Origin of the sequence: Paraburkholderia sp. BR10882, from assembly GCF_040948855.1 — a bacterium.
GTDB classification, from domain to species: domain Bacteria; phylum Pseudomonadota; class Gammaproteobacteria; order Burkholderiales; family Burkholderiaceae; genus Paraburkholderia; species Paraburkholderia nodosa_A.
In genome coordinates this window covers 1-16587 of sequence record NZ_JBFPKP010000026.1, presented here as the reverse complement: position 1 = coordinate 16587, position 16587 = coordinate 1, and the positions used below count along the sequence as shown (strand labels likewise).

Sequence of the window (16587 nt, the reverse complement as noted above, 5' to 3'; positions counted from 1 at the left end):
CGGCATCTACCTGTGCCGACTGCCCCGATCCCATGGTGGCACTGCGCTGACCGCATCGACGAGGAAATCGATCATGACGCGCACCCTGGCGCTCAGCTGTCGACGGCTCGGGTACATGGCGAGTATGTCGATCTCGGCCAGCCGATAATCCGGCAACACGTGAACGAGTTTACCGGCACGTAGATCGTCGCCGGTCAGGAATGTTGGTTGCCAGATCACGCCTTGGCCAGCGAGCGCTGCCAAGCGTGCCGTGTCGCCGTTATTGGTATGCATGTGGCAGTCGACCCTCACAGCGTGGGTCTTGCCGCCACGGTCGATGAGTTGCCACTCATCGCCGGTGGCCGCATAGGTGTACCCGATGCAGCGGTGCTGCATCAGGTCCGCCGGCATGGCCGGTTGTCCGAAGTGGGCCAGATACGCCGGCGACGCGCACAGGATGTTTTGCGATGTCGCCAGCTTGCGGGCTGCGTGGCTAGTGGAGCCGGCGCGAGGCGGCGCGACGAATGCCTTCAGACCTGGTGGAGACGCTCAAAGCGATTGGCATGTATCGCATGTTCGTACCCGGGAGTCACGGCGGAATGGAACTGGATCTTCCGCAGGGGCTCAGGGTGATCGTCGAACTCGCTAGGATCGATGGGTCGTTGGGTTGGACCGCGATGATTGCCAGTGCAAGCGCGCTGATTGCCTCCCTGCTGAACATTCGGACCTATGATCAGGTGTACGAATCAGTTCCGGACGTCATACTCGCCGGGTCACCCCAGCCTGGGGGCACCGCACAGCCGGTGCCGGGTGGCTGGCGCGTAAGCGGGCGCTGGCCGTTCGCGAGCGGTTGTCAGCAGACCGAATGGATGTGTGTTTCGGCACGATGACGAAAGACGGAAAGCCGCTTCCCGGTCACGCTGGCGAAGACGGGCCGCCGCTGGTGCGCGGCTTCATTCTCCCGGCGTCCGAATGGCAGATCGAGGATACGTGGCACGTGGCAGGGCTCAAGGGTTGCGGCAGCCATCACATCGCGATCGCCGACAGGATCGTGCCGGAAAGCAACTTCTTCGATACCGAGAGCCGCGCGGTCCGAACATCAGCAGCGTGGGCGAGTCATCTCCCTGAATGCCTCATGAGCGCCCCTGGAGCGATCTGGCCCGATTCGTGAATATCGAAATCGCTGGCACGCAATGATGCGTGGTCAGGCAAGCACAACTTCCGCAAGGAACGTTGCGAAGTAGTCGTCGTCCAGCCATCCTGAAACATGCTTTGACGCTTCGATGCGCTGGATTTCGCTCTGTCCTTTATCCGTCAGGACGGCAATCTGTAAGGTGGGGAGGTACTTCGTACTGGGGGGAGGTTTCTGGTCTACGGTCTGGATCAAACCCTGTGCGCGAAGCAACGTGAAGATTGCCGGTCGCTTGTGCCACGGTATTTGTCGATGCAAAGCAAGTCGAAGAGCTTCTAGTACAGCGCCATTATTGAATTCCATGAGGATCCTTCTGGTGTTCGACTGAAACGTCCTGCTGGCTCTGGGTACCTACAGTAGCACATGAATGGGTTCTGTACGATGACACATAAAAACGAAACCTGTCATGTTCAGCGATGATGCCGGGGCGGCGCGCGGCGCCGCTACGTTATTCAGCGGCGTTCAGCATCGATCTTCCTGACCATCGAACCTGCGTGGTAACCGCTAAAATTACAGTTTTAGCCCGGAATACGCCGATGTCTTTTGCCTCGCTTGGCCTGATCGAACCCTTGCAGCGTAATGTGCAAGACCTCAATTACCAGACGCCGACGCCGGTGCAGGCCAAGGCGATTCCTGCCGTGCTCAGCGGCAAGGACGTCATGGCTGGGGCACAGACCGGTACCGGCAAAACGGCGGGTTTTGCGCTGCCCCTGTTGCAGCGGCTGGTGCAACACGGCCCGGCGGTGTCCAGCAACCGCGCGCGCGTTCTCGTGCTGGTGCCCACGCGTGAACTGGCCGAGCAAGTGCTGCAAAGCTTTATCGCTTACGGCAAAGGCCTCGACTTGCGATTTCTGGCCGCCTATGGCGGCGTGAGTATCAACCCGCAGATGATGAAGTTGCGCAAAGGCGTGGATGTGCTCGTTGCCACGCCGGGCCGTTTGCTCGATCTCAACCGCCAGAACGCCGTGCAGTTTGATCAGGTACAAACGCTGGTGCTGGATGAAGCCGACCGCATGCTGGATCTGGGCTTTGCGCGCGAACTCAACGCCGTCTTTGCTGCCTTGCCGGCTCAGCGGCAGACCCTGCTGTTCTCCGCGACGTTTACCGACGATATCCGCGCCATGGCGGCGGGCATTCTGCGCAGCCCGGTCAATATCAGCGTGAGCCCGCCCAATGCCACGGCCAGCAAGATCAAGCAGTGGGTGGTTCCGGTGGATAAAAGGAACAAGCCTGAGCTCTTCATGCACCTCGTGGCCGAGAACAACTGGGAGCACGCGCTGGTGTTCGTCAAAACCCGCAGTGGCGTGGATTATCTGGCGGCCATGCTGGATGAAGCGGGCTATGCGGTCGACACCATCCACGGCGACAAACCGCAACCGGCGCGACTGCGTGCGCTGGAGCGCTTCAAAACGGGCGAAGTCAATATGCTGGTGGCCACCGATGTGGCTGCGCGTGGGCTGGATATCGACGATCTGCCGTTGGTGATCAACGTCGATCTGCCGATCGTGGCGCAAGACTATGTGCACCGTATTGGCCGTACCGGCCGCGCGGGCGCCAGCGGCGTGGCGGTGTCGCTCGTGTGCGCCGATGAAGCGCCGCAACTGGCCGCGATTGAAGCGCTGATCCGGCAAACGCTGCCCCGCGAAGAAGAACCGGGCTTCGAAGCCGAACACCGCGTGCCGCAAACCAGCGCGACGGGTGAACTCATCAAGAAACCCAAAAAGCCCAAGAAGCCCAAAGTGCCCCATGCAGTGCCGGGCGCCATGCAGGTCGCCAGCAAAAAACCGCGACCGCAAAGTGGCGAGAGCAAGGGCAAGCCTGCGACGCAGCGCACTGTGGCCGCGGGTAAGGGCACAAGTTTCACGAGCGGTAGCCCATTCAGCGTGCAAAAGCCACGCAGCAAGCCAGCTGCGGATTCGCGCAAGCCGGCTGGCAAACCCGCTGGCGGCCGCGGCAAACGCCAACCCTGATCCTTGAGATGCGCAACGCCAGTCCTGGAACAGGCTGGCCACCGGCGCACTTTGGCGCAGGCGCGCACACAACCGTGCTCAACGCGGCCAGTGCCTGCGAGAGACGACAGCGAAGCTTACGGCGATCGCACCCGTCGCCGCGCGAAGGTGGGCGTCGTGGGACACGTCGCCGAAGCGAGAACGGCGACTGCGCACTCTGCGCGAATCGGAGCGGCTGACCGGGGGCGTGTCGGATTCGCTGTCGACCGCCGTTTTACCGATGGCGTCGGTTTCAAGGTCCGCCTGGGGGCCGTCAGCCGGCGAGGTTCGAATTGGCATTGCGGATGATTCTCGAGAGGGGCATGCACGTATTGAACTCCTCGCCCATCGATCAGTAAAATGAATGTTCTTACCGGTATGATTACTTTTCCGAATGGAACTGAAATTACTGAGGACGTTTCTGACGGTTACCGACCTGCGCCATTTCAGCCGCGCAGCGGATGCGTTGCACATGAGTCAGCCGGCACTCAGCAAGCAGATCGGCGCTTTGGAGGCGAGCCTCGGTGGCAGGCTGTTCGAACGCGGTCGGCACGGTGCGCAACTCACGCCGTTTGGCGAGACGTTCCTGTCCGATGCGCAGGCGCTCGTACGCGACGCGGATGAAATCCTGTTGCGCGCGCGAGAGGCAAGCAGCGGCCGGCACGGCCATTTGCGCCTCGGAATCTGCCTTTCCGTATTGACGATTGTGCCGAAGCTCATCGCCGATTTTCGAGAGCAGCATCCTGCCGTCACCGTCACCCTGAGCGACCTGTCTTCCGCAGAGCAAACGCGCCGTCTGCTGGCGGGCAAGCTGGATGCCGGTTTCCTTCGCTTGCCTGCCGCGGATGGTCTGTCGTCATTCAAAGTCGTAGACGAGGGACTTGCGCTCGCATTGCCGCCACACCTTCGGTACACACGCCTCCCGGCGAATCTCGACGCGCTCAATAAAATCGGCTTCATCTCGCTGGTGCGTGCACGCGGGCCTGGGCTCGCTGCACAGATCGACCGGTGGTGCATCGAGCACCGCTTCGTGCCGAAGGTGACGCAGCAGGCCGAAGACATCCAGTCGGTCCTGACTTCGGTCGCCGCGGGAGTGGGCATTGCGTTCATTCCTTCTCGCGCACGACACCTGCTGCGGGATGCTACGGTACTGCCGCTTCATGGCAAAAACGCCAAGTGGCGCGTGGGACTCGCATGGCCTTCCATGCGGGAAAATCCGGTTACGGCGCGCTTTGTTGCATTCTTGCGCGCCGCAATGAAGAACGGTTAGTGGATGCGCGGCTGTTCCTGGAACTTGTGTACCAGGCCGACCCCTATGCCGCGCGTGTCGCTGCCGGGAGCCACCGTCAAGCCTGAGTAGGCGGTGCCGGAGAGCGTGTATTGCGCCTGATTCCGGTTCTGGAGAAAGCCGGCCGCTGTGTAGATTGAATGGTATTTTTTTACTTTCAATCGGACCGGGTAAACCAGTATCGAACCGTCGAATCGCGCACAGAAGCCGCAATTCGCCGGTCGATCTATGCGCGAAAGGATTTGCGAATGGTTGTGCGAAAAATGGCGCGCTTATCTGACCGAGGGCAGTGTCGTCGTCCGCCGCCGCACCGATCTTTTGCACGGCCTATAGTCGATTCTCAGCAACCATAGTTTCGAATTCCTCCCGATAGCGCCGCGCGAGTGCCGATGCGGTTTCATGCAGTGATTCGCGATCGGTCGCGAGAGCATTGGCAACCGCATCGGCAAGATTGCCTAGATTCACAACGCCTGCGAGACCTGCCGCTTCCCATGTCCGCACATAAGCCGCATGCTTGCTTGCGTCGAGAGAATAATCAGGATGACTGATGTTGACGCGAGGAAGCGCGTACGCCATCGCGACGATGCGACCGTGCAGGCTGCTGCCGCAATAGATGCGGCTTCCTGCGATCAGCGCACAGATGTCCCAGACGTTCAGCGAGGCAAACACGCGAACGTGAACCGCGCGCAGTCGAGCCGCGAGCCGCTCGTACACCGCGAGGTCGTCATGCCAGGGAGCGGCGCCCGCGCGAAACAGCGCTATACCCAGGCCGTGCCCCCGCGCCGCGAGTTCGAATTGGGTGGCCAGCGTATCGAGCGTTGCATCGTCGCCGAAGTCAGCGCTGAATTGCGCGGCGACATAACCGCGTGGGAACGCCTGCCGCACGCCGGGCAGCGCGGAGTTGGCGGCGTGCCGGCGTATTGCCGTGCCGAACAGGGCCGCTGTCATCGTGGCGGGGTCCGGTATCAGGCGGGCTTCGATGCCCCGTTGGGCGAGCAGCGCCTGGGTTTGGCGGTCGCGCACGCTGACCGCATCCGCGGTCTGCAGCGCGGCGAGCACGTCGGCGCCCAACAGCGCATTGCGCGCATCGAGATCGACGCCTCCTGCCGCGTTGAACGAGAGATGCTTCACGCGCACGCCCGGCAATGCGGATTTCGACAGCACATACGGCGCGAGCGACGCCACGCCAACATGCTGGTGCGCCCACGCGTGTCCGTCGCGCAGCCAGTCATCTTCGGCTGCGATGAGCGCAGGCACGCGCTGCGGCGAGGCGAGCATGACGGCGGCCTCCCAGGCATTGCAGGTCAGCAACTCGCCGCCTGCGTGAATCACGTTCACGGGGCGGCCGCGCGCGAAAGCGGCGATGCGCGCGAGTGCGACCGTGGCAGGGCCGCCATCGCCATGCGGATCGCGCGCGGCGAGCCCGGCGAACAGCAGTTCGCGGCGTGGCAGCATGCGCGCCGCCACCTGCGCGATCAGCAGGTCGCCGAAATTGTGCCGGTCGAAGGCGCCGAAGATCACAGTGGGCGTGGAAGCCATGCGCGCCTCAGATCGTGCTTCTGTTCAATAGCCACCAGTCCCATACTCTCCCGTCCATACGGCGCCGCAGCATAAAGTGGGGCCGCAAGTCGGGCCGCTTCCCATACTGACATAAGGAAACCTTAAGCATTCTCGAGGAAACTGTCGGCCTTGCCGACGTGTTTTCCCTGCGTATGAGAACGGTCTACTCCGAACTGAAGAGCGCGCGCCTGCGCCCTACATCCAGCCGCGTGGCCGTGCTGAAGGTATTTCATGAGGCGCCGCACGAGCATCTGACGGCTGACCAGGTCTTTCGCCGCATTGCAAAAGACGTGGAGCAATGCAGCCTGGCAAGCGTCTATCGCGCGCTTGCGCAACTGATGGAATCGTCGCTGCTCGACAGCACCTGGGTTGGCGAAACGCGCGTGGTGTACGAACTCGGGCGTGGTGCGCCGCACGCGCATCTCGTGTGCGAGAGCTGCAAGACCGTGGTGGACATCGACGAGCCGATGCTGCAGGAACAGCACGCCACCATCGCTGCGGCGAAACGCTTTCGCTATACGCATTCAAGTCTCGTCGTGTTCGGGCTTTGCGCCCAGTGCGCCGCGGCTTCGTCGTGAACTCGCGCATTGCCGGCGCCAGGTTCAGAGCGTAACGACCACCTTTCCCAACTGCTCGTTCGATTCCAGATAACGGTGCGCCTCGACGATCTGCTCGAAGGGGAACGTCCTCGCTATGACGGGCCGTAGTGCCTCCGCTTCCAGGCCGCCCAGAATGAAGGCTTTGGCGCGCACCGTTTTTGCACCCGCCTGCTTCGTGCATGCTCGCGCAAGCAGCTTGAGCGCATCCCCGCCCCATACCGGCTACCATGGTATTCCGCCTGCAGTCTCGCGCTGATTCGCAACGACCTGCGCGGCGAACTAACCGGAATACAGGAGCGAAAGAAAATGCTTTTCCGCAAGACGATGTTGGCCGTAGCCGCATTCAGCGCCGTGCTGGCCAGTGCCGGCGCGAATGCCCAGATCGCGGGCGCGCAGCCCTTGAGCGTTTCGGTCGAGCAGTCGCAGGCGCTGCTCGAAGGCTGGAGCGTGAAGAAGAGCGTACTCGGCAAGTCCGTTTATAACGACGACAACGTGAAGATCGGCACCGTGCGCGACCTGATCGTGGCGCCGGACGGCTCGGTTTCCGCGGCCATCGTTTCGGCGGGCGGTTTCCTCGGCGTCGGCTCGCACGACGTCGCCGTGCCCATCGCTTCGCTCGACGTGCGCCAGGGCAATCTCTACCTGCCCGGCGCAACCAAGGAAGCGCTGAAGGCCACGCCCGCGTTCCAGTACGCGAAGGTCGAATCGCCGCCGAAGCCGAAGAAGGTCGAGAAGCAGCAGTAAGCTAGAGCCGTCGCGTTTCAGCAGCCGCACTTCCAGTCCGGCTGCTGCAACGCCATGCCGTGCAGGCCGCGATATTCGGCGACAGGCGGCGAAGACCAGCCTTCCAGCAGCGCCGGCGCCAGCCGGTAGATCTCGATGCCGAGCGGCCGGCAGACTTCCAGCGGGTCGCGTGCATCGGGTCCCCACATCGGCAATGACAGGTCGCCGCCGGGGCAGGTCGAAAGCGCGCACAACAGGTCGATCTCGGCGAAAAACTCGAGGTAGTCGCCCTTCTTCGCCGGGCAGGCCTTCATGAAGTACTTGTCCTCCAGATTCAGGCCTGTGCACTGGAACACGTTGAGCACGTCGTGCACGTCGTATTCGGTGAGCCCGTACGGCGCGATGGCGCGCGTGAGATTCGAGTGGCAGTGGAAATGAAAGTCTTCGCCGGTCAGCATGCGGTTCACGTAGGGGTCGCACCGCGTGCCGAGCAGGTCGTGTACGCGTCCGCCATGTTCGTCCACGCCGTAATCGGCGAGGCTGTCGTCGGTGATGGTGACGAGCGGGCGCAGGAAGGGCAGCGTCGACCACAGGCGGTCGAAAGTGCTCACGTGCGCCTGCTGGAGCTGGCGCGTGCGCGAAGCCCACATGCGTTCGCGCGGATCGTGCCGGTTCCACAGATTGAGGTCGGCCACCTGCGGGCCTTCGATCGTCACGATGCGGAACACGTGTCCGGCGGGCACGCTCCAGGCTTGCCCCGAGCGTATCGGCACGACGATCGATTCGATTAGCTCGCGCTGATCCTTCTCTTCGGCGATGCGGCGGTAAAAGGGTTTGTTCACGTCGAGCGCGGAGCCCTTGGTCGACTGGTAGGCGGCGGGATAATTCAGCATTGCCTCGTACTCCTGTATGAACGACCTGCGTGAACGACCTGTGCCCGCATTCGCGAAGCCGATGGGGCACGGCGCAGCCTTCGCGGGATCTCTGCTGGGGAGTATAGGAATCGCGCAACGGTAAGCCAAAGATTGTTCAACGATGCAATGTTGGGGATTCGCGGACTTTTTGGCGTGATCGGGCCTGCCCGCGCTCGAGGTGGCATCGTGTACAGTTCGCTTACTCCATGACCGCGGCGCCTGCTTCCGAGGCGAGCGCAGCCCAACGACGCGACGGTACATGATCAGACTGGAAGACCTCGTCATCTTTATCAGTGCAGTGGACAACGGGAGCCTCTCGGCCGCCGCGCGCCAACTCGATCTCACGCCCGCGGTGGCGAGCGCAGGCCTCAAGCGCCTCGAAACCGAACTCGGCACGCGCCTGCTCGTACGCTCCACGCGCAGCCTGCGCCTCACGCCGGACGGCGAGCGCTACCTCGAATACGCGCGCGGCGTCATGGAGCAGGTGGAGGCCGGCCAGAACGCCGTGGCGCATGGGCGCAAGATGATCGGCGGCACGGTGTCGCTGTCGATTCCCTCCGATCTCGGGCGCAACGTGCTCGTCCCCTGGCTCGACGACTTTCAGGTGCAGCATCCGGCGGTGTCGTTCCAGGTGCACATTGGCGACCACGTGACAGACATGTTCCGGTCGCCGGTTGCCGTGGCGGTTCGCTATGGCGTGCCCGAAGATTCCTCCCTCGTCGCGCTGCCCCTCGCGCCCGACAACCGGCGCGTGCTGTGCGCCGCGCCCGGCTATTTCGCGCGTCACGGCAAACCCGCGACGCCTGCCGATCTCTCGCGCCACAACTGTCTGCGCTTCGCGTTGAGCGACACGCTGCACGACCGCTGGACCTTCTACCGCGGCGACGTAGCGAGCGTCGTGAACGTGCAGGGCAACCGCAGCAGCGACGACGGCGAACTCGTGCGCCGCTGGGCCGTGGCGGGGCATGGCCTGGCGTACAAGTCGCGTCTGGACGTGCTCGCCGATATCCAGGCGGGGCGCCTCGAAACCGCGCTCGACGCGTTTCAGGGCGAAGGCGCGCCGCTGCATCTCGTCTGCGCGCACCGCACGATGCTCTCGCCGACCGTCAACGCACTGCGCGATTGGCTGCGCGATCGCATTGCCGCGTATCTCGCCTGATATTTGAATCCGCGGTCAGTCCGCTCGCAGTTCGGTACCGGGCCCGATCGCCCCCTCGATCTTCAAAGCAGCGTTGAAGCTGAATTCGCCGTTTGCCCCTATGCGCGCCGGGCGCGCTGGCCGATTATTCGTACGAAGACGAACGGCACGGAGGCTCGGATGATCGTCGCGATAGGCCGCTTTTACCTGCGAGCCGACAAGATTTCGCGTTTCGAGGCGGCCTGGCTGCGCGTATGCCCGCTGCTCACGAACAAGCCGGGTTATCGCGGGCACCGCCTCGGTCCGCAGTGCGAAGACGAAGGCTGCTACGTGCTGGAAGTAGAGTGGGACTCCCTCGACGCGCAGAGCGCGTTCATGATGCACGGCGATTTCCAGACCTTCCTGCACACGCTGTGGCCGTACTTCTCGGCGGACCCCGACCTCTATCACTTCGAGCCGCTCGTTCAACAAAGCCGGTTTCCCGCAATTTGACTGTCTGGAGGTATTCACGATGAAAGCGATTGGTTACTACCGAAATCTCCCCATCAGCGACGCCGATTCGCTGATCGATCTCGATCTCCCCGAGCCGCAGCCGGGTCCGCACGATCTGCTCGTCGAAGTACACGCGGTGTCGGTGAACCCGGTCGACGTGAAGGTGCGCGCGAACAAGGCGCCCGAAAACGGCGAGCCGAAAGTGATCGGCTGGGACGCGAGCGGCATCGTGCGCGCCGTGGGCCGCGACGTGACGCTCTTCAAGCCGGGCGACCGGGTGTGGTATGCGGGCTCGCTGCTGCGCCCCGGTACCAACAGCGAATTGCACGTGGTGGACGAGCGCATCGTGGGCCGCATGCCGCAGAGCCTCAACTTCGCCGAGGCGGCCGCGTTGCCGCTCACCTCCATCACAGCGTGGGAGTTGCTGTTCGACCGCCTCAAGGTGCCCGAGGGCACGGTGCCGTCCGGCGGCTCGCTGCTCGTGATCGGCGCGGCGGGCGGCGTCGGTTCGATTCTCGTGCAGTTGGCGCGCAAGCTCACGGGCCTCACGGTGATCGGCACGGCGTCGCGGCCCGAAACCTCGAAGTGGGTGAGCGAACTGGGCGCGCATCACGTCATCGATCATACGAAGCCGCTTTCGCAGGAAATCAAGCGTATTGGTATAGAAGGCGTGGACTATATCGCGAGCCTGAATCAGACCGACCATCACTTCGACGAGATCGTCGCCTCGATCAACCCGCAGGGGCATCTCGCGCTGATTGACGATCCGGAGCTGTTCGACTTCCGCAAGCTCAAGATGAAGAGCGTGGCCCTGCATTGGGAGTTCATGTTTACGCGCTCGATGTTCGGGACGAAAGACCAGATTCGCCAGCATGATCTGCTCGAGCGCATGGCTTCGCTCATCGACGAGGACGTGTTGCGCACGACCCTCAACGAGAGCTTCGGGACCATCAATGCGGCAAACCTGCGCCGGGCGCACGAACTCGTGGAAACCAACCGCTCGCGCGGCAAGCTCGTGCTCGAAGGGTTTTAAATCGCGCCGTCCGTCACTCGACTCCGCGGTCGAACGTACAATCGGCCGTGCTCACGAGCCTGACGAAAGGGCCACTCAGGGTGCGGTTATGGTGCTCACGGCTCGACGGCAATCCACGCCGTCGAGCTCGAGCGCGTCAGCGCGCAGTTTCGGGGCGCTTCCAGTGCGCGTTGGCGTGCTTGTCCGTAATGCGAACCTTCGCCAGCAGCGGCCTATAGCCTCTCAGGACGATTTCGCTGATCGCGAGAAGCTCGGAGCGAAAGATGTTCTCGGCGAACTTGCTGCCGTCCGCGAACTCCAGGGCATAGCCATCGATTGGCCCCCATTGGCCTCTCGGTAACGGTTCGATATAGACGTCCATCATGTTCTCCATTGATTAACAAGCGAATAAGAAGCGTCGTTGGATTCAGTCTATCGCAGTGAAAGACGACTTCCCTGCAGCATCGGGGAACCGCAATTTCCTTGTTGTTCAATGGTTTACGTGATGTCTTTCACGATAAGAGAAGGTGTCCTTCCATGTGCAATTGCAGGCCCGCAGCCGCAAATGCGGAATTTGCACACACCGGGCGCGCATTGCACGATATGAAAGCGCGAGCGTGCATTCACGCCTCGTCGCGCTGCGCCGGTTCGCCGAGATCGATCTCGTCCATGCCCTTGTTCAGCTGATTCAGGAAGTGCACGAGCGAAACCTTGTCGTCGAAGCGAAAGCTCGCGAGCGCCTGGCGATAGAACTCGTAGATCTTCGGCTGCAGGCTCTCCCAGAACACCTTGCCCTGCTCTGTGAGCACGACCTTTTTCGCACGCCGGTCCACGGTGTCGGCCACGCGCAGCACGTGATCGTCGCGCTCCAGGCGCTTGAGCACGCCGTCGAGACTCTGGCGGCTCACGACGAGATAATCGGCCAGTTCGGAAAATGACATGCCCTCTGCAACCTGCGGGCGCGACAGCGCGCCGAGCACCGACCACTGCACGGTCGTGATGCCGAGCGCCTTGGTCGTCTGCCGGTCGAGCGTGTTACCCGCCTGGAAAAGCCGGAAGAACAAGCGGTTGTGAATCGACGAGACGGATTGATCGTACGAAGGGTCGTTCTGGGTCATGGGCGCCTTTCGGTCGCCGCGCGAGTGCGGCGGCAATGAGACAAATACCTGATACGAAAATAGTGAAGGGAAGTGGGCGCGCCGTCCATCTGGGCAATACCCCTCCTCGTGCCCTCAATATATATCATGATGTTGACGTAATTAAGGGGCTCGCCTAGAGTGTGGAAACGACGCACGAGAATATCAAGAGACATCCCCATGGCGACCTACGATCGGCTTTTGACCCCGCTTCGCGTTGGCGCGACGCTGCTGCGCAACCGCATGGTGATGGGCGCGATGCACACGCGGCTCGAAACGCTCGACCGTCCGCAAGAGCGCCTCGCCGCGTTCTATGCGGCGCGCGCGGCCGGCGAGATCGGCCTGATTCTGAGCGGCGGGTTCTCGCCGAACGCCGAAGGCGTGATGGAGGCGGGTGGCCCGCTCTTCAATCGCGCGGAGCAGGTCGACGAGCATCGCGCCGTGACGCGCTCGGTTCACGAGGCGGGTGGCAAGATCGTGCTGCAGATCCTGCACGCGGGCCGCTATGCGAAAGTGCCGGAGTGCGTGGGGCCCTCGGCCGCCAAGGCGCGAATCAACGCGTACGCGCCGCGCGCGCTCAGCACTCAGGAAGTGCGCGCCACCATCGACGACTTCGCCCGCACGGCGGCGCTGGCGGTCCAGGCCGGTTACGACGGCGTGGAGATCATGGGCTCGGAAGGCTATCTCATCAACGAGTTCACGGCCGCCGTCACCAACGCGCGCGCCGACGAATACGGCGGCAGCTTCGCAGGCCGCATCCGCTTCGCGCTCGACATCGTGCGCGCCGTACGCGCAGAAATGGGCCGCGATCCCATGCTGATCTACCGTATCTCTTCAATCGATCTCGTGGAAGGCGGCATGAGCGGCGCCGAGATCGCGGCGTTCGCGAAGGAGATCGAAGCGGCCGGCGCGGATCTCATCAACACGGGTGTGGGCTGGCACGAATCGGCGGTGCCGACCATCGCGGCGTGCGTGCCGCGCGCGGCCTGGCGCGACGCGATTCGCAACGTCAAAGAGGCGGTGTCGATTCCGGTGATGGCGTCGAACCGCATCAATACGCCCGAGGTTGCAGAGGAACTGATCGCCTCCGGTGTGGCCGATCTCGTTTCGATGGCGCGCCCGCTGCTCGCCGACCCGGACTTCGCGAAGAAGACGCGGCTTGGCATGGCCGATGAGATCAACACCTGCATCGGCTGCAATCAGGCCTGCCTCGACCGCATCTTCACGGAACGCACGGCCACTTGCCTCGTCAATCCGCGCGCCGGGCGCGAGATCGAATTCGCGGCGGGCAAGGCTTTGCAGCCCAAACGCATCGCGGTCGTGGGCGGCGGACCGGCCGGCATGGCGTTCGCGATCAACGCCGCCGAACGTGGCCATACGCTCACGCTGGTCGAAGCGCATGCGCGGCTGGGTGGGCAGCTGAATCTGGCGAAGGTCGTCCCCGGCAAAGCCGAGTTTCACGAGATGCTGCGCTATTTCGAGGTGCGGCTAAAACGGCTTGGCGTGACGTTGCGGCTTGGGGAAGCCGCTACGGCTGATGAACTCGCCAGCGAGGCGTTCGACGAGATCGTCATCGCCACCGGCGTCACGCCGCGCGTGCCCGATATTGCAGGTGTCGATCATCCGAAGGCGGTGTCGTACATCGATGTGCTCGCGGGCAAGGTCGAAGTGGGCACGCGCGCGGCGATCATCGGCGCGGGCGGTATCGGTTTTGACGTGGCCGAGTATCTGCTGGGCGATGAGCAGGAATCGCTGGACCGCGGTGCGTTTTTCCGCGCGTGGGGCGTCGATCCTGAGAATGCGGATGCGGGCGGCTTGACGCGTAGCGACGCTCATGGCGCGCCGCGCCGTAGCGTGCACATGTTTCAGCGCAAGGAGGAACCACTCGGCAGGAGCCTCGGCAAATCGACGGGATGGATCCTGAAGGCCCGGCTGCGCAAGGCGCACGTGATGATGACGTCGGGCGTGACCTATGACGCGATCGACGACGAAGGCCTGCATTATCGCGTCGACGGCAAGCCGCATGTGCTCGCCGTCGATCATGTCGTGCTGTGCGCGGGCCAGAATTCGAATCGGACGCTCTATGACGAACTCGTCGCGCGCGCAGCGAAACCGAAGGTGATAGGCGGCGCCGATGTCGCCGCCGAACTCGATGCGTTGCGCGCTATCGATCAGGCCACGCGGCTCGCGCTAACGATATGACGTCGCTGCTGGCGCATGCGCTGGTCACGAATATGCTTCGTCCGTCAGCGGCGCACTCTTGCGCGCGTCGCGAATGAAAATTGCCGAGAGCGCCGCGCCAGTGAGTGCAACCGCACCGGCCAGCACGAACGCCGTGGCGAACGAGCCGCTGCGCTCCACCAGCAAGCCCGTCACTGCCGGCCCGATCACGCCCGAAAGGCTGCCCACGCAGTGCATGCAGCCGCTCACGCTGCCCACCCTCGCGGAATGCACGACGTCCTGCACGATCGCCCAGTAGAGCGCACCCGTCGCATAGAGCAGGAAGAGCGCGATGGACATCAGCGCGATGGCCGCGACAGCCGTATGGACGAGGCCGGCAACGCCCACGCACACGCCCGTCGCCGCGAGGCACGTCGACAGGACAAGCTTGCGTGAGAGCATGAGCTTGCCGGTCCAGCGGAAAATCGCATCGGAGATCGCGCCGCCCGCCGCGAGGCCAACGGTGCCCACGAGCCACGGCACGACGGTGGCGAGACTCATCTCGCGAATGTTGAGGTGATGCGCCTGCACGAGGTAGCTGGGAAACCAGCTCAGAAAGAAGAACAGCACGTAGTTGTAGGCGAAGAACGCCACGGCCGTTGCGATCACGAGCGGCTGGCGCAGCCATGCCGAAAGCGGCAAAGAAGCGGCGCTGTCGGGCACGGCGCGGCTCGTGTGCGCGACGCCCTGCCCCCGCCGCGCGGGCTCGGCTTCGTCGAGCGTGCTGACAAAGCGGCTTTCCGAGGGACGGTTGGCGGTGAGCAGCATCCACGCGACGCACCATACGAGGCCAATCGCGCAGATGATCCAGAACGCGGGGCGCCAGCCGAAGCTGATCGCGAGCAGCCCGATGACCGGGCCGGCAATTGCGCCGCCGAGCGGCGAGCCGGCGCTCAGGAGTCCCATGGAAGTCGCGGCGATGTCGCGCGGCATCCAGTTGTTGACCATCTTGTTCGCGCCTGAGCAGAGCGGCCCTTCGGCCATGCCGAAAAGCACGCGCAGCACGAGCAGGCTCGCGAAGCCCACGGCCACGGCCGTGAGCCCGCAGAAGATCGACCACAGCCCGACCGCGAGGACATACACGATTTTCGGCCCGAGCCTGTCGCTCGCGAGGCCGCCCACGAAGTTGAACAGCGCATAGCCTACGAAGAAGCTGCTGAACACGATGCCCATCTGCGCCGCATCGATGCCGAGGTCCTTTTGAACGAGCGGTGCGGTGATCGAAAGCGCCACCCGGTCGAGATAGTTGATGCCGTAGACGAGGAATAACAGGAATACGGTTATCCATCCCATCGTGCGTTGCTTCATGTTCAGTCTCCAGTCTTTATAGATATGGGCGCGCGTGCGGCATCAGGCAGGGGCGGGGCAAGCCAGCAGCGCGTTCGTGCCGTGCAGGCGCAGCGATTGCAGATGTCCGGCGAGCCGATCGGCGAACGCCTGCGGCCAGGGCGTTGCGCCAAACACGCTCGTGTGCGAGAGGGCGGCTTGCACGGTATCCAGCGCCGTGCTCGCGCCGCGCAGCTTCGCGGCAAGTGCGGGGGCGCCAGGATCACTCACCAGGACCGACGCGCCCGTGTCGCTGCGTTCGGTCGCGAGGTAGTGCAGCCAGGCGGCGAGCGCGCGTTCGAGATGGGGGCGCTCGATACCGCGCGCGAGGCTCTCGCGCAGCGCGGGTAGCCAGCGCACCGGCACTTTCTGGGTGCCGTCTGTCGCGATCTGACCGGTACGGTGCGCAAGCGTCGGGTTGGCAAAGCGCGCCAGCAGATCCTGGCAGTACGAGTGAACGTCGAAGCCGGGTGGGACCGTCACGGTGGCGAGCAGGTCCTCGGTCATCAGCGCGCGCACGAAGGCGGCCGTGGCAGGATCGCCCATCGCATCGGAAACGGTTTCGCGCCCGCGCAACTGGCCGACATACGCAATCGCCGAATGCGAGCCGTTCAGGAGGCGCAGTTTCATGGCCTCGTACGGGTGCACATTGCGTGTGAGCAGCGCGCCCGCGTCTTCCCACGCGGGGCGCGGGCCGCTGAAGCGGTCTTCGATGACCCACTGGGTGAACGGCTCGCATACGATCGCGGCTTCGTCGTGCAGGCCGAGTTGCGTGGCAGCCGCGTCGAGCGACGCGGGCGTGGCGGCCGGCACGATGCGATCGACCATCGTGTTGGGAAACGCGATCGTCTCGCCGATGCGGCGCGCGAGCGCCGGGTCGAACTGCTCCGCATACTAATGGAATGGACGCCCCCACCCGAAACGGCATCGGTGTGCCAAAGTGGAAGTGTCGAAGCTACCACTTAATCGAGGAGGGCGCCCAACATGAAGATTACGACGATTGGCATTGATTTGGCAAAA

General features: G+C 63.5%; 16 protein-coding genes and 3 pseudogenes. 10 read left to right on the top strand and 9 right to left on the bottom strand.

Annotated features, from left to right (window positions below):
* Nucleotides 1-6: 6 nt before the first annotated feature.
* Nucleotides 7-489, bottom strand: a pseudogene (locus tag AB3X99_RS36480) (substrate binding domain-containing protein); the annotation flags it as partial.
* 14 nt (nt 490-503) lie between these two features.
* Between AB3X99_RS36480 and AB3X99_RS36475 the strand changes: the two are divergent.
* Together AB3X99_RS36475 and AB3X99_RS36470 are read left to right on the top strand one after the other, a co-directional pair.
* Nucleotides 504-869, top strand: coding sequence for an acyl-CoA dehydrogenase family protein (locus AB3X99_RS36475; protein ID WP_368619700.1), 366 nt, complete (start codon nt 504-506; stop codon nt 867-869).
* Nucleotides 866-1150 carry a hypothetical protein gene (locus tag AB3X99_RS36470; protein WP_368619699.1) on the top strand — a complete coding sequence of 95 codons (285 nt, stop codon included), beginning with the start codon at nt 866-868 and terminating at the stop codon, nt 1148-1150. Before AB3X99_RS36475 ends, AB3X99_RS36470 begins: the two co-directional genes overlap by 4 nt.
* 33 nt (nt 1151-1183) lie before the next feature.
* On the opposite strand, the gene AB3X99_RS36465 is transcribed toward AB3X99_RS36470, so the two are convergent.
* Nucleotides 1184-1474, bottom strand: a complete 291-nt coding sequence (locus AB3X99_RS36465) for a hypothetical protein (RefSeq protein ID WP_069263012.1) — start codon at nt 1472-1474, stop codon at nt 1184-1186.
* Between the two features lie 233 nt (nt 1475-1707).
* Between AB3X99_RS36465 and AB3X99_RS36460 the strand changes: the two genes are divergently transcribed.
* Complete coding sequence (locus AB3X99_RS36460) at nt 1708-3141, top strand: DEAD/DEAH box helicase (RefSeq protein ID WP_368619698.1); 1434 nt, start codon at nt 1708-1710, stop codon at nt 3139-3141.
* A 412-nt stretch (nt 3142-3553) separates the two neighbouring features.
* The gene (locus AB3X99_RS36455; RefSeq protein ID WP_368619697.1) at nt 3554-4429 is read left to right on the top strand and encodes a LysR family transcriptional regulator; all 876 of its coding nucleotides are present in this window, start codon (nt 3554-3556) and stop codon (nt 4427-4429) included.
* A gap of 345 nt (nt 4430-4774) precedes the next feature.
* Here the strand turns inward: AB3X99_RS36455 and AB3X99_RS36450 are convergent, their stop codons facing one another.
* Nucleotides 4775-5986 carry a polysaccharide pyruvyl transferase family protein gene (locus tag AB3X99_RS36450; RefSeq protein ID WP_368619696.1) on the bottom strand — a complete coding sequence of 404 codons (1212 nt, stop codon included), beginning with the start codon at nt 5984-5986 and terminating at the stop codon, nt 4775-4777.
* A gap of 173 nt (nt 5987-6159) precedes the next feature.
* On the opposite strand from AB3X99_RS36450, the gene AB3X99_RS36445 reads away from it, so the two are divergent.
* The gene (locus AB3X99_RS36445) at nt 6160-6585 is read left to right on the top strand and encodes a Fur family transcriptional regulator (protein WP_368619695.1); all 426 of its coding nucleotides are present in this window, start codon (nt 6160-6162) and stop codon (nt 6583-6585) included.
* 24 nt (nt 6586-6609) lie between these two features.
* On the opposite strand, the pseudogene AB3X99_RS36440 reads toward AB3X99_RS36445, so the two are convergent.
* A pseudogene (locus AB3X99_RS36440) lies at nt 6610-6756 on the bottom strand (zinc-binding dehydrogenase); the annotation flags it as partial.
* 156 nt (nt 6757-6912) lie between these two features.
* Here AB3X99_RS36440 and AB3X99_RS36435 point away from each other — a divergent pair.
* Complete coding sequence (locus AB3X99_RS36435; RefSeq protein ID WP_069263018.1) at nt 6913-7350, top strand: PRC-barrel domain-containing protein; 438 nt, start codon at nt 6913-6915, stop codon at nt 7348-7350.
* A gap of 17 nt (nt 7351-7367) precedes the next feature.
* Here the strand turns inward: AB3X99_RS36435 and AB3X99_RS36430 are convergent, their stop codons facing one another.
* Nucleotides 7368-8222, bottom strand: coding sequence for a DUF1989 domain-containing protein (locus tag AB3X99_RS36430; RefSeq protein WP_133180720.1), 855 nt, complete (start codon nt 8220-8222; stop codon nt 7368-7370).
* 280 nt (nt 8223-8502) lie between these two features.
* Here AB3X99_RS36430 and AB3X99_RS36425 point away from each other — a divergent pair, with 280 nt between their 5' ends.
* The 3 genes from AB3X99_RS36425 to AB3X99_RS36415 all read left to right on the top strand — a co-directional run bounded on the left by AB3X99_RS36425 (nt 8503) and on the right by AB3X99_RS36415 (nt 10906).
* Nucleotides 8503-9402 carry a LysR family transcriptional regulator gene (locus AB3X99_RS36425; RefSeq protein WP_342949343.1) on the top strand — a complete coding sequence of 300 codons (900 nt, stop codon included), beginning with the start codon at nt 8503-8505 and terminating at the stop codon, nt 9400-9402.
* Nucleotides 9403-9561: 159 nt separating this feature from the next.
* Nucleotides 9562-9873, top strand: a complete 312-nt coding sequence (locus tag AB3X99_RS36420; protein ID WP_069263021.1) for an antibiotic biosynthesis monooxygenase — start codon at nt 9562-9564, stop codon at nt 9871-9873.
* A 19-nt stretch (nt 9874-9892) separates the two neighbouring features.
* Entirely contained in the window at nt 9893-10906 is a 1014-nt protein-coding gene (locus AB3X99_RS36415; RefSeq protein ID WP_368619694.1) for a zinc-binding alcohol dehydrogenase family protein, read from the top strand.
* Nucleotides 10907-11042: 136 nt separating this feature from the next.
* On the opposite strand, the gene AB3X99_RS36410 is transcribed toward AB3X99_RS36415, so the two are convergent.
* Both AB3X99_RS36410 and AB3X99_RS36405 read right to left on the bottom strand, forming a co-directional pair.
* Nucleotides 11043-11267, bottom strand: a complete 225-nt coding sequence (locus AB3X99_RS36410) for a hypothetical protein (RefSeq protein WP_368619693.1) — start codon at nt 11265-11267, stop codon at nt 11043-11045.
* A 241-nt stretch (nt 11268-11508) separates the two neighbouring features.
* Nucleotides 11509-12003, bottom strand: coding sequence for a MarR family winged helix-turn-helix transcriptional regulator (locus tag AB3X99_RS36405; protein ID WP_069263023.1), 495 nt, complete (start codon nt 12001-12003; stop codon nt 11509-11511).
* A 198-nt stretch (nt 12004-12201) separates the two neighbouring features.
* Between AB3X99_RS36405 and AB3X99_RS36400 the strand changes: the two genes are divergently transcribed.
* Nucleotides 12202-14223 carry an FAD-dependent oxidoreductase gene (locus tag AB3X99_RS36400; protein ID WP_368619692.1) on the top strand — a complete coding sequence of 674 codons (2022 nt, stop codon included), beginning with the start codon at nt 12202-12204 and terminating at the stop codon, nt 14221-14223.
* Nucleotides 14224-14247: 24 nt separating this feature from the next.
* On the opposite strand, the gene AB3X99_RS36395 is transcribed toward AB3X99_RS36400, so the two are convergent.
* The gene (locus AB3X99_RS36395; RefSeq protein WP_368619691.1) at nt 14248-15549 is read right to left on the bottom strand and encodes an MFS transporter; all 1302 of its coding nucleotides are present in this window, start codon (nt 15547-15549) and stop codon (nt 14248-14250) included.
* A gap of 42 nt (nt 15550-15591) precedes the next feature.
* A pseudogene (locus AB3X99_RS36390) lies at nt 15592-16461 on the bottom strand (mannitol dehydrogenase family protein); the annotation flags it as partial.
* Nucleotides 16462-16587 lie beyond the last annotated feature (126 nt).

Coding starts and splice junctions, on each gene's coding strand:
- AB3X99_RS36400 (WP_368619692.1), top strand. CDS start 12,202: ATGGCGACCTACGATCGGCTTTTGACCCCGCTTCGCGTTGGCGCGACG.
- AB3X99_RS36435 (WP_069263018.1), top strand. CDS start 6,913: ATGCTTTTCCGCAAGACGATGTTGGCCGTAGCCGCATTCAGCGCCGTG.
- AB3X99_RS36420 (WP_069263021.1), top strand. CDS start 9,562: ATGATCGTCGCGATAGGCCGCTTTTACCTGCGAGCCGACAAGATTTCG.
- AB3X99_RS36415 (WP_368619694.1), top strand. CDS start 9,893: ATGAAAGCGATTGGTTACTACCGAAATCTCCCCATCAGCGACGCCGAT.
- AB3X99_RS36410 (WP_368619693.1), bottom strand. CDS start 11,267: ATGGACGTCTATATCGAACCGTTACCGAGAGGCCAATGGGGGCCAATC.
- AB3X99_RS36460 (WP_368619698.1), top strand. CDS start 1,708: ATGTCTTTTGCCTCGCTTGGCCTGATCGAACCCTTGCAGCGTAATGTG.
- AB3X99_RS36395 (WP_368619691.1), bottom strand. CDS start 15,549: ATGAAGCAACGCACGATGGGATGGATAACCGTATTCCTGTTATTCCTC.
- AB3X99_RS36450 (WP_368619696.1), bottom strand. CDS start 5,986: ATGGCTTCCACGCCCACTGTGATCTTCGGCGCCTTCGACCGGCACAAT.
- AB3X99_RS36425 (WP_342949343.1), top strand. CDS start 8,503: ATGATCAGACTGGAAGACCTCGTCATCTTTATCAGTGCAGTGGACAAC.
- AB3X99_RS36475 (WP_368619700.1), top strand. CDS start 504: ATGCCTTCAGACCTGGTGGAGACGCTCAAAGCGATTGGCATGTATCGC.
- AB3X99_RS36405 (WP_069263023.1), bottom strand. CDS start 12,003: ATGACCCAGAACGACCCTTCGTACGATCAATCCGTCTCGTCGATTCAC.
- AB3X99_RS36465 (WP_069263012.1), bottom strand. CDS start 1,474: ATGGAATTCAATAATGGCGCTGTACTAGAAGCTCTTCGACTTGCTTTG.
- AB3X99_RS36470 (WP_368619699.1), top strand. CDS start 866: ATGACGAAAGACGGAAAGCCGCTTCCCGGTCACGCTGGCGAAGACGGG.
- AB3X99_RS36445 (WP_368619695.1), top strand. CDS start 6,160: ATGAGAACGGTCTACTCCGAACTGAAGAGCGCGCGCCTGCGCCCTACA.
- AB3X99_RS36455 (WP_368619697.1), top strand. CDS start 3,554: ATGGAACTGAAATTACTGAGGACGTTTCTGACGGTTACCGACCTGCGC.
- AB3X99_RS36430 (WP_133180720.1), bottom strand. CDS start 8,222: ATGCTGAATTATCCCGCCGCCTACCAGTCGACCAAGGGCTCCGCGCTC.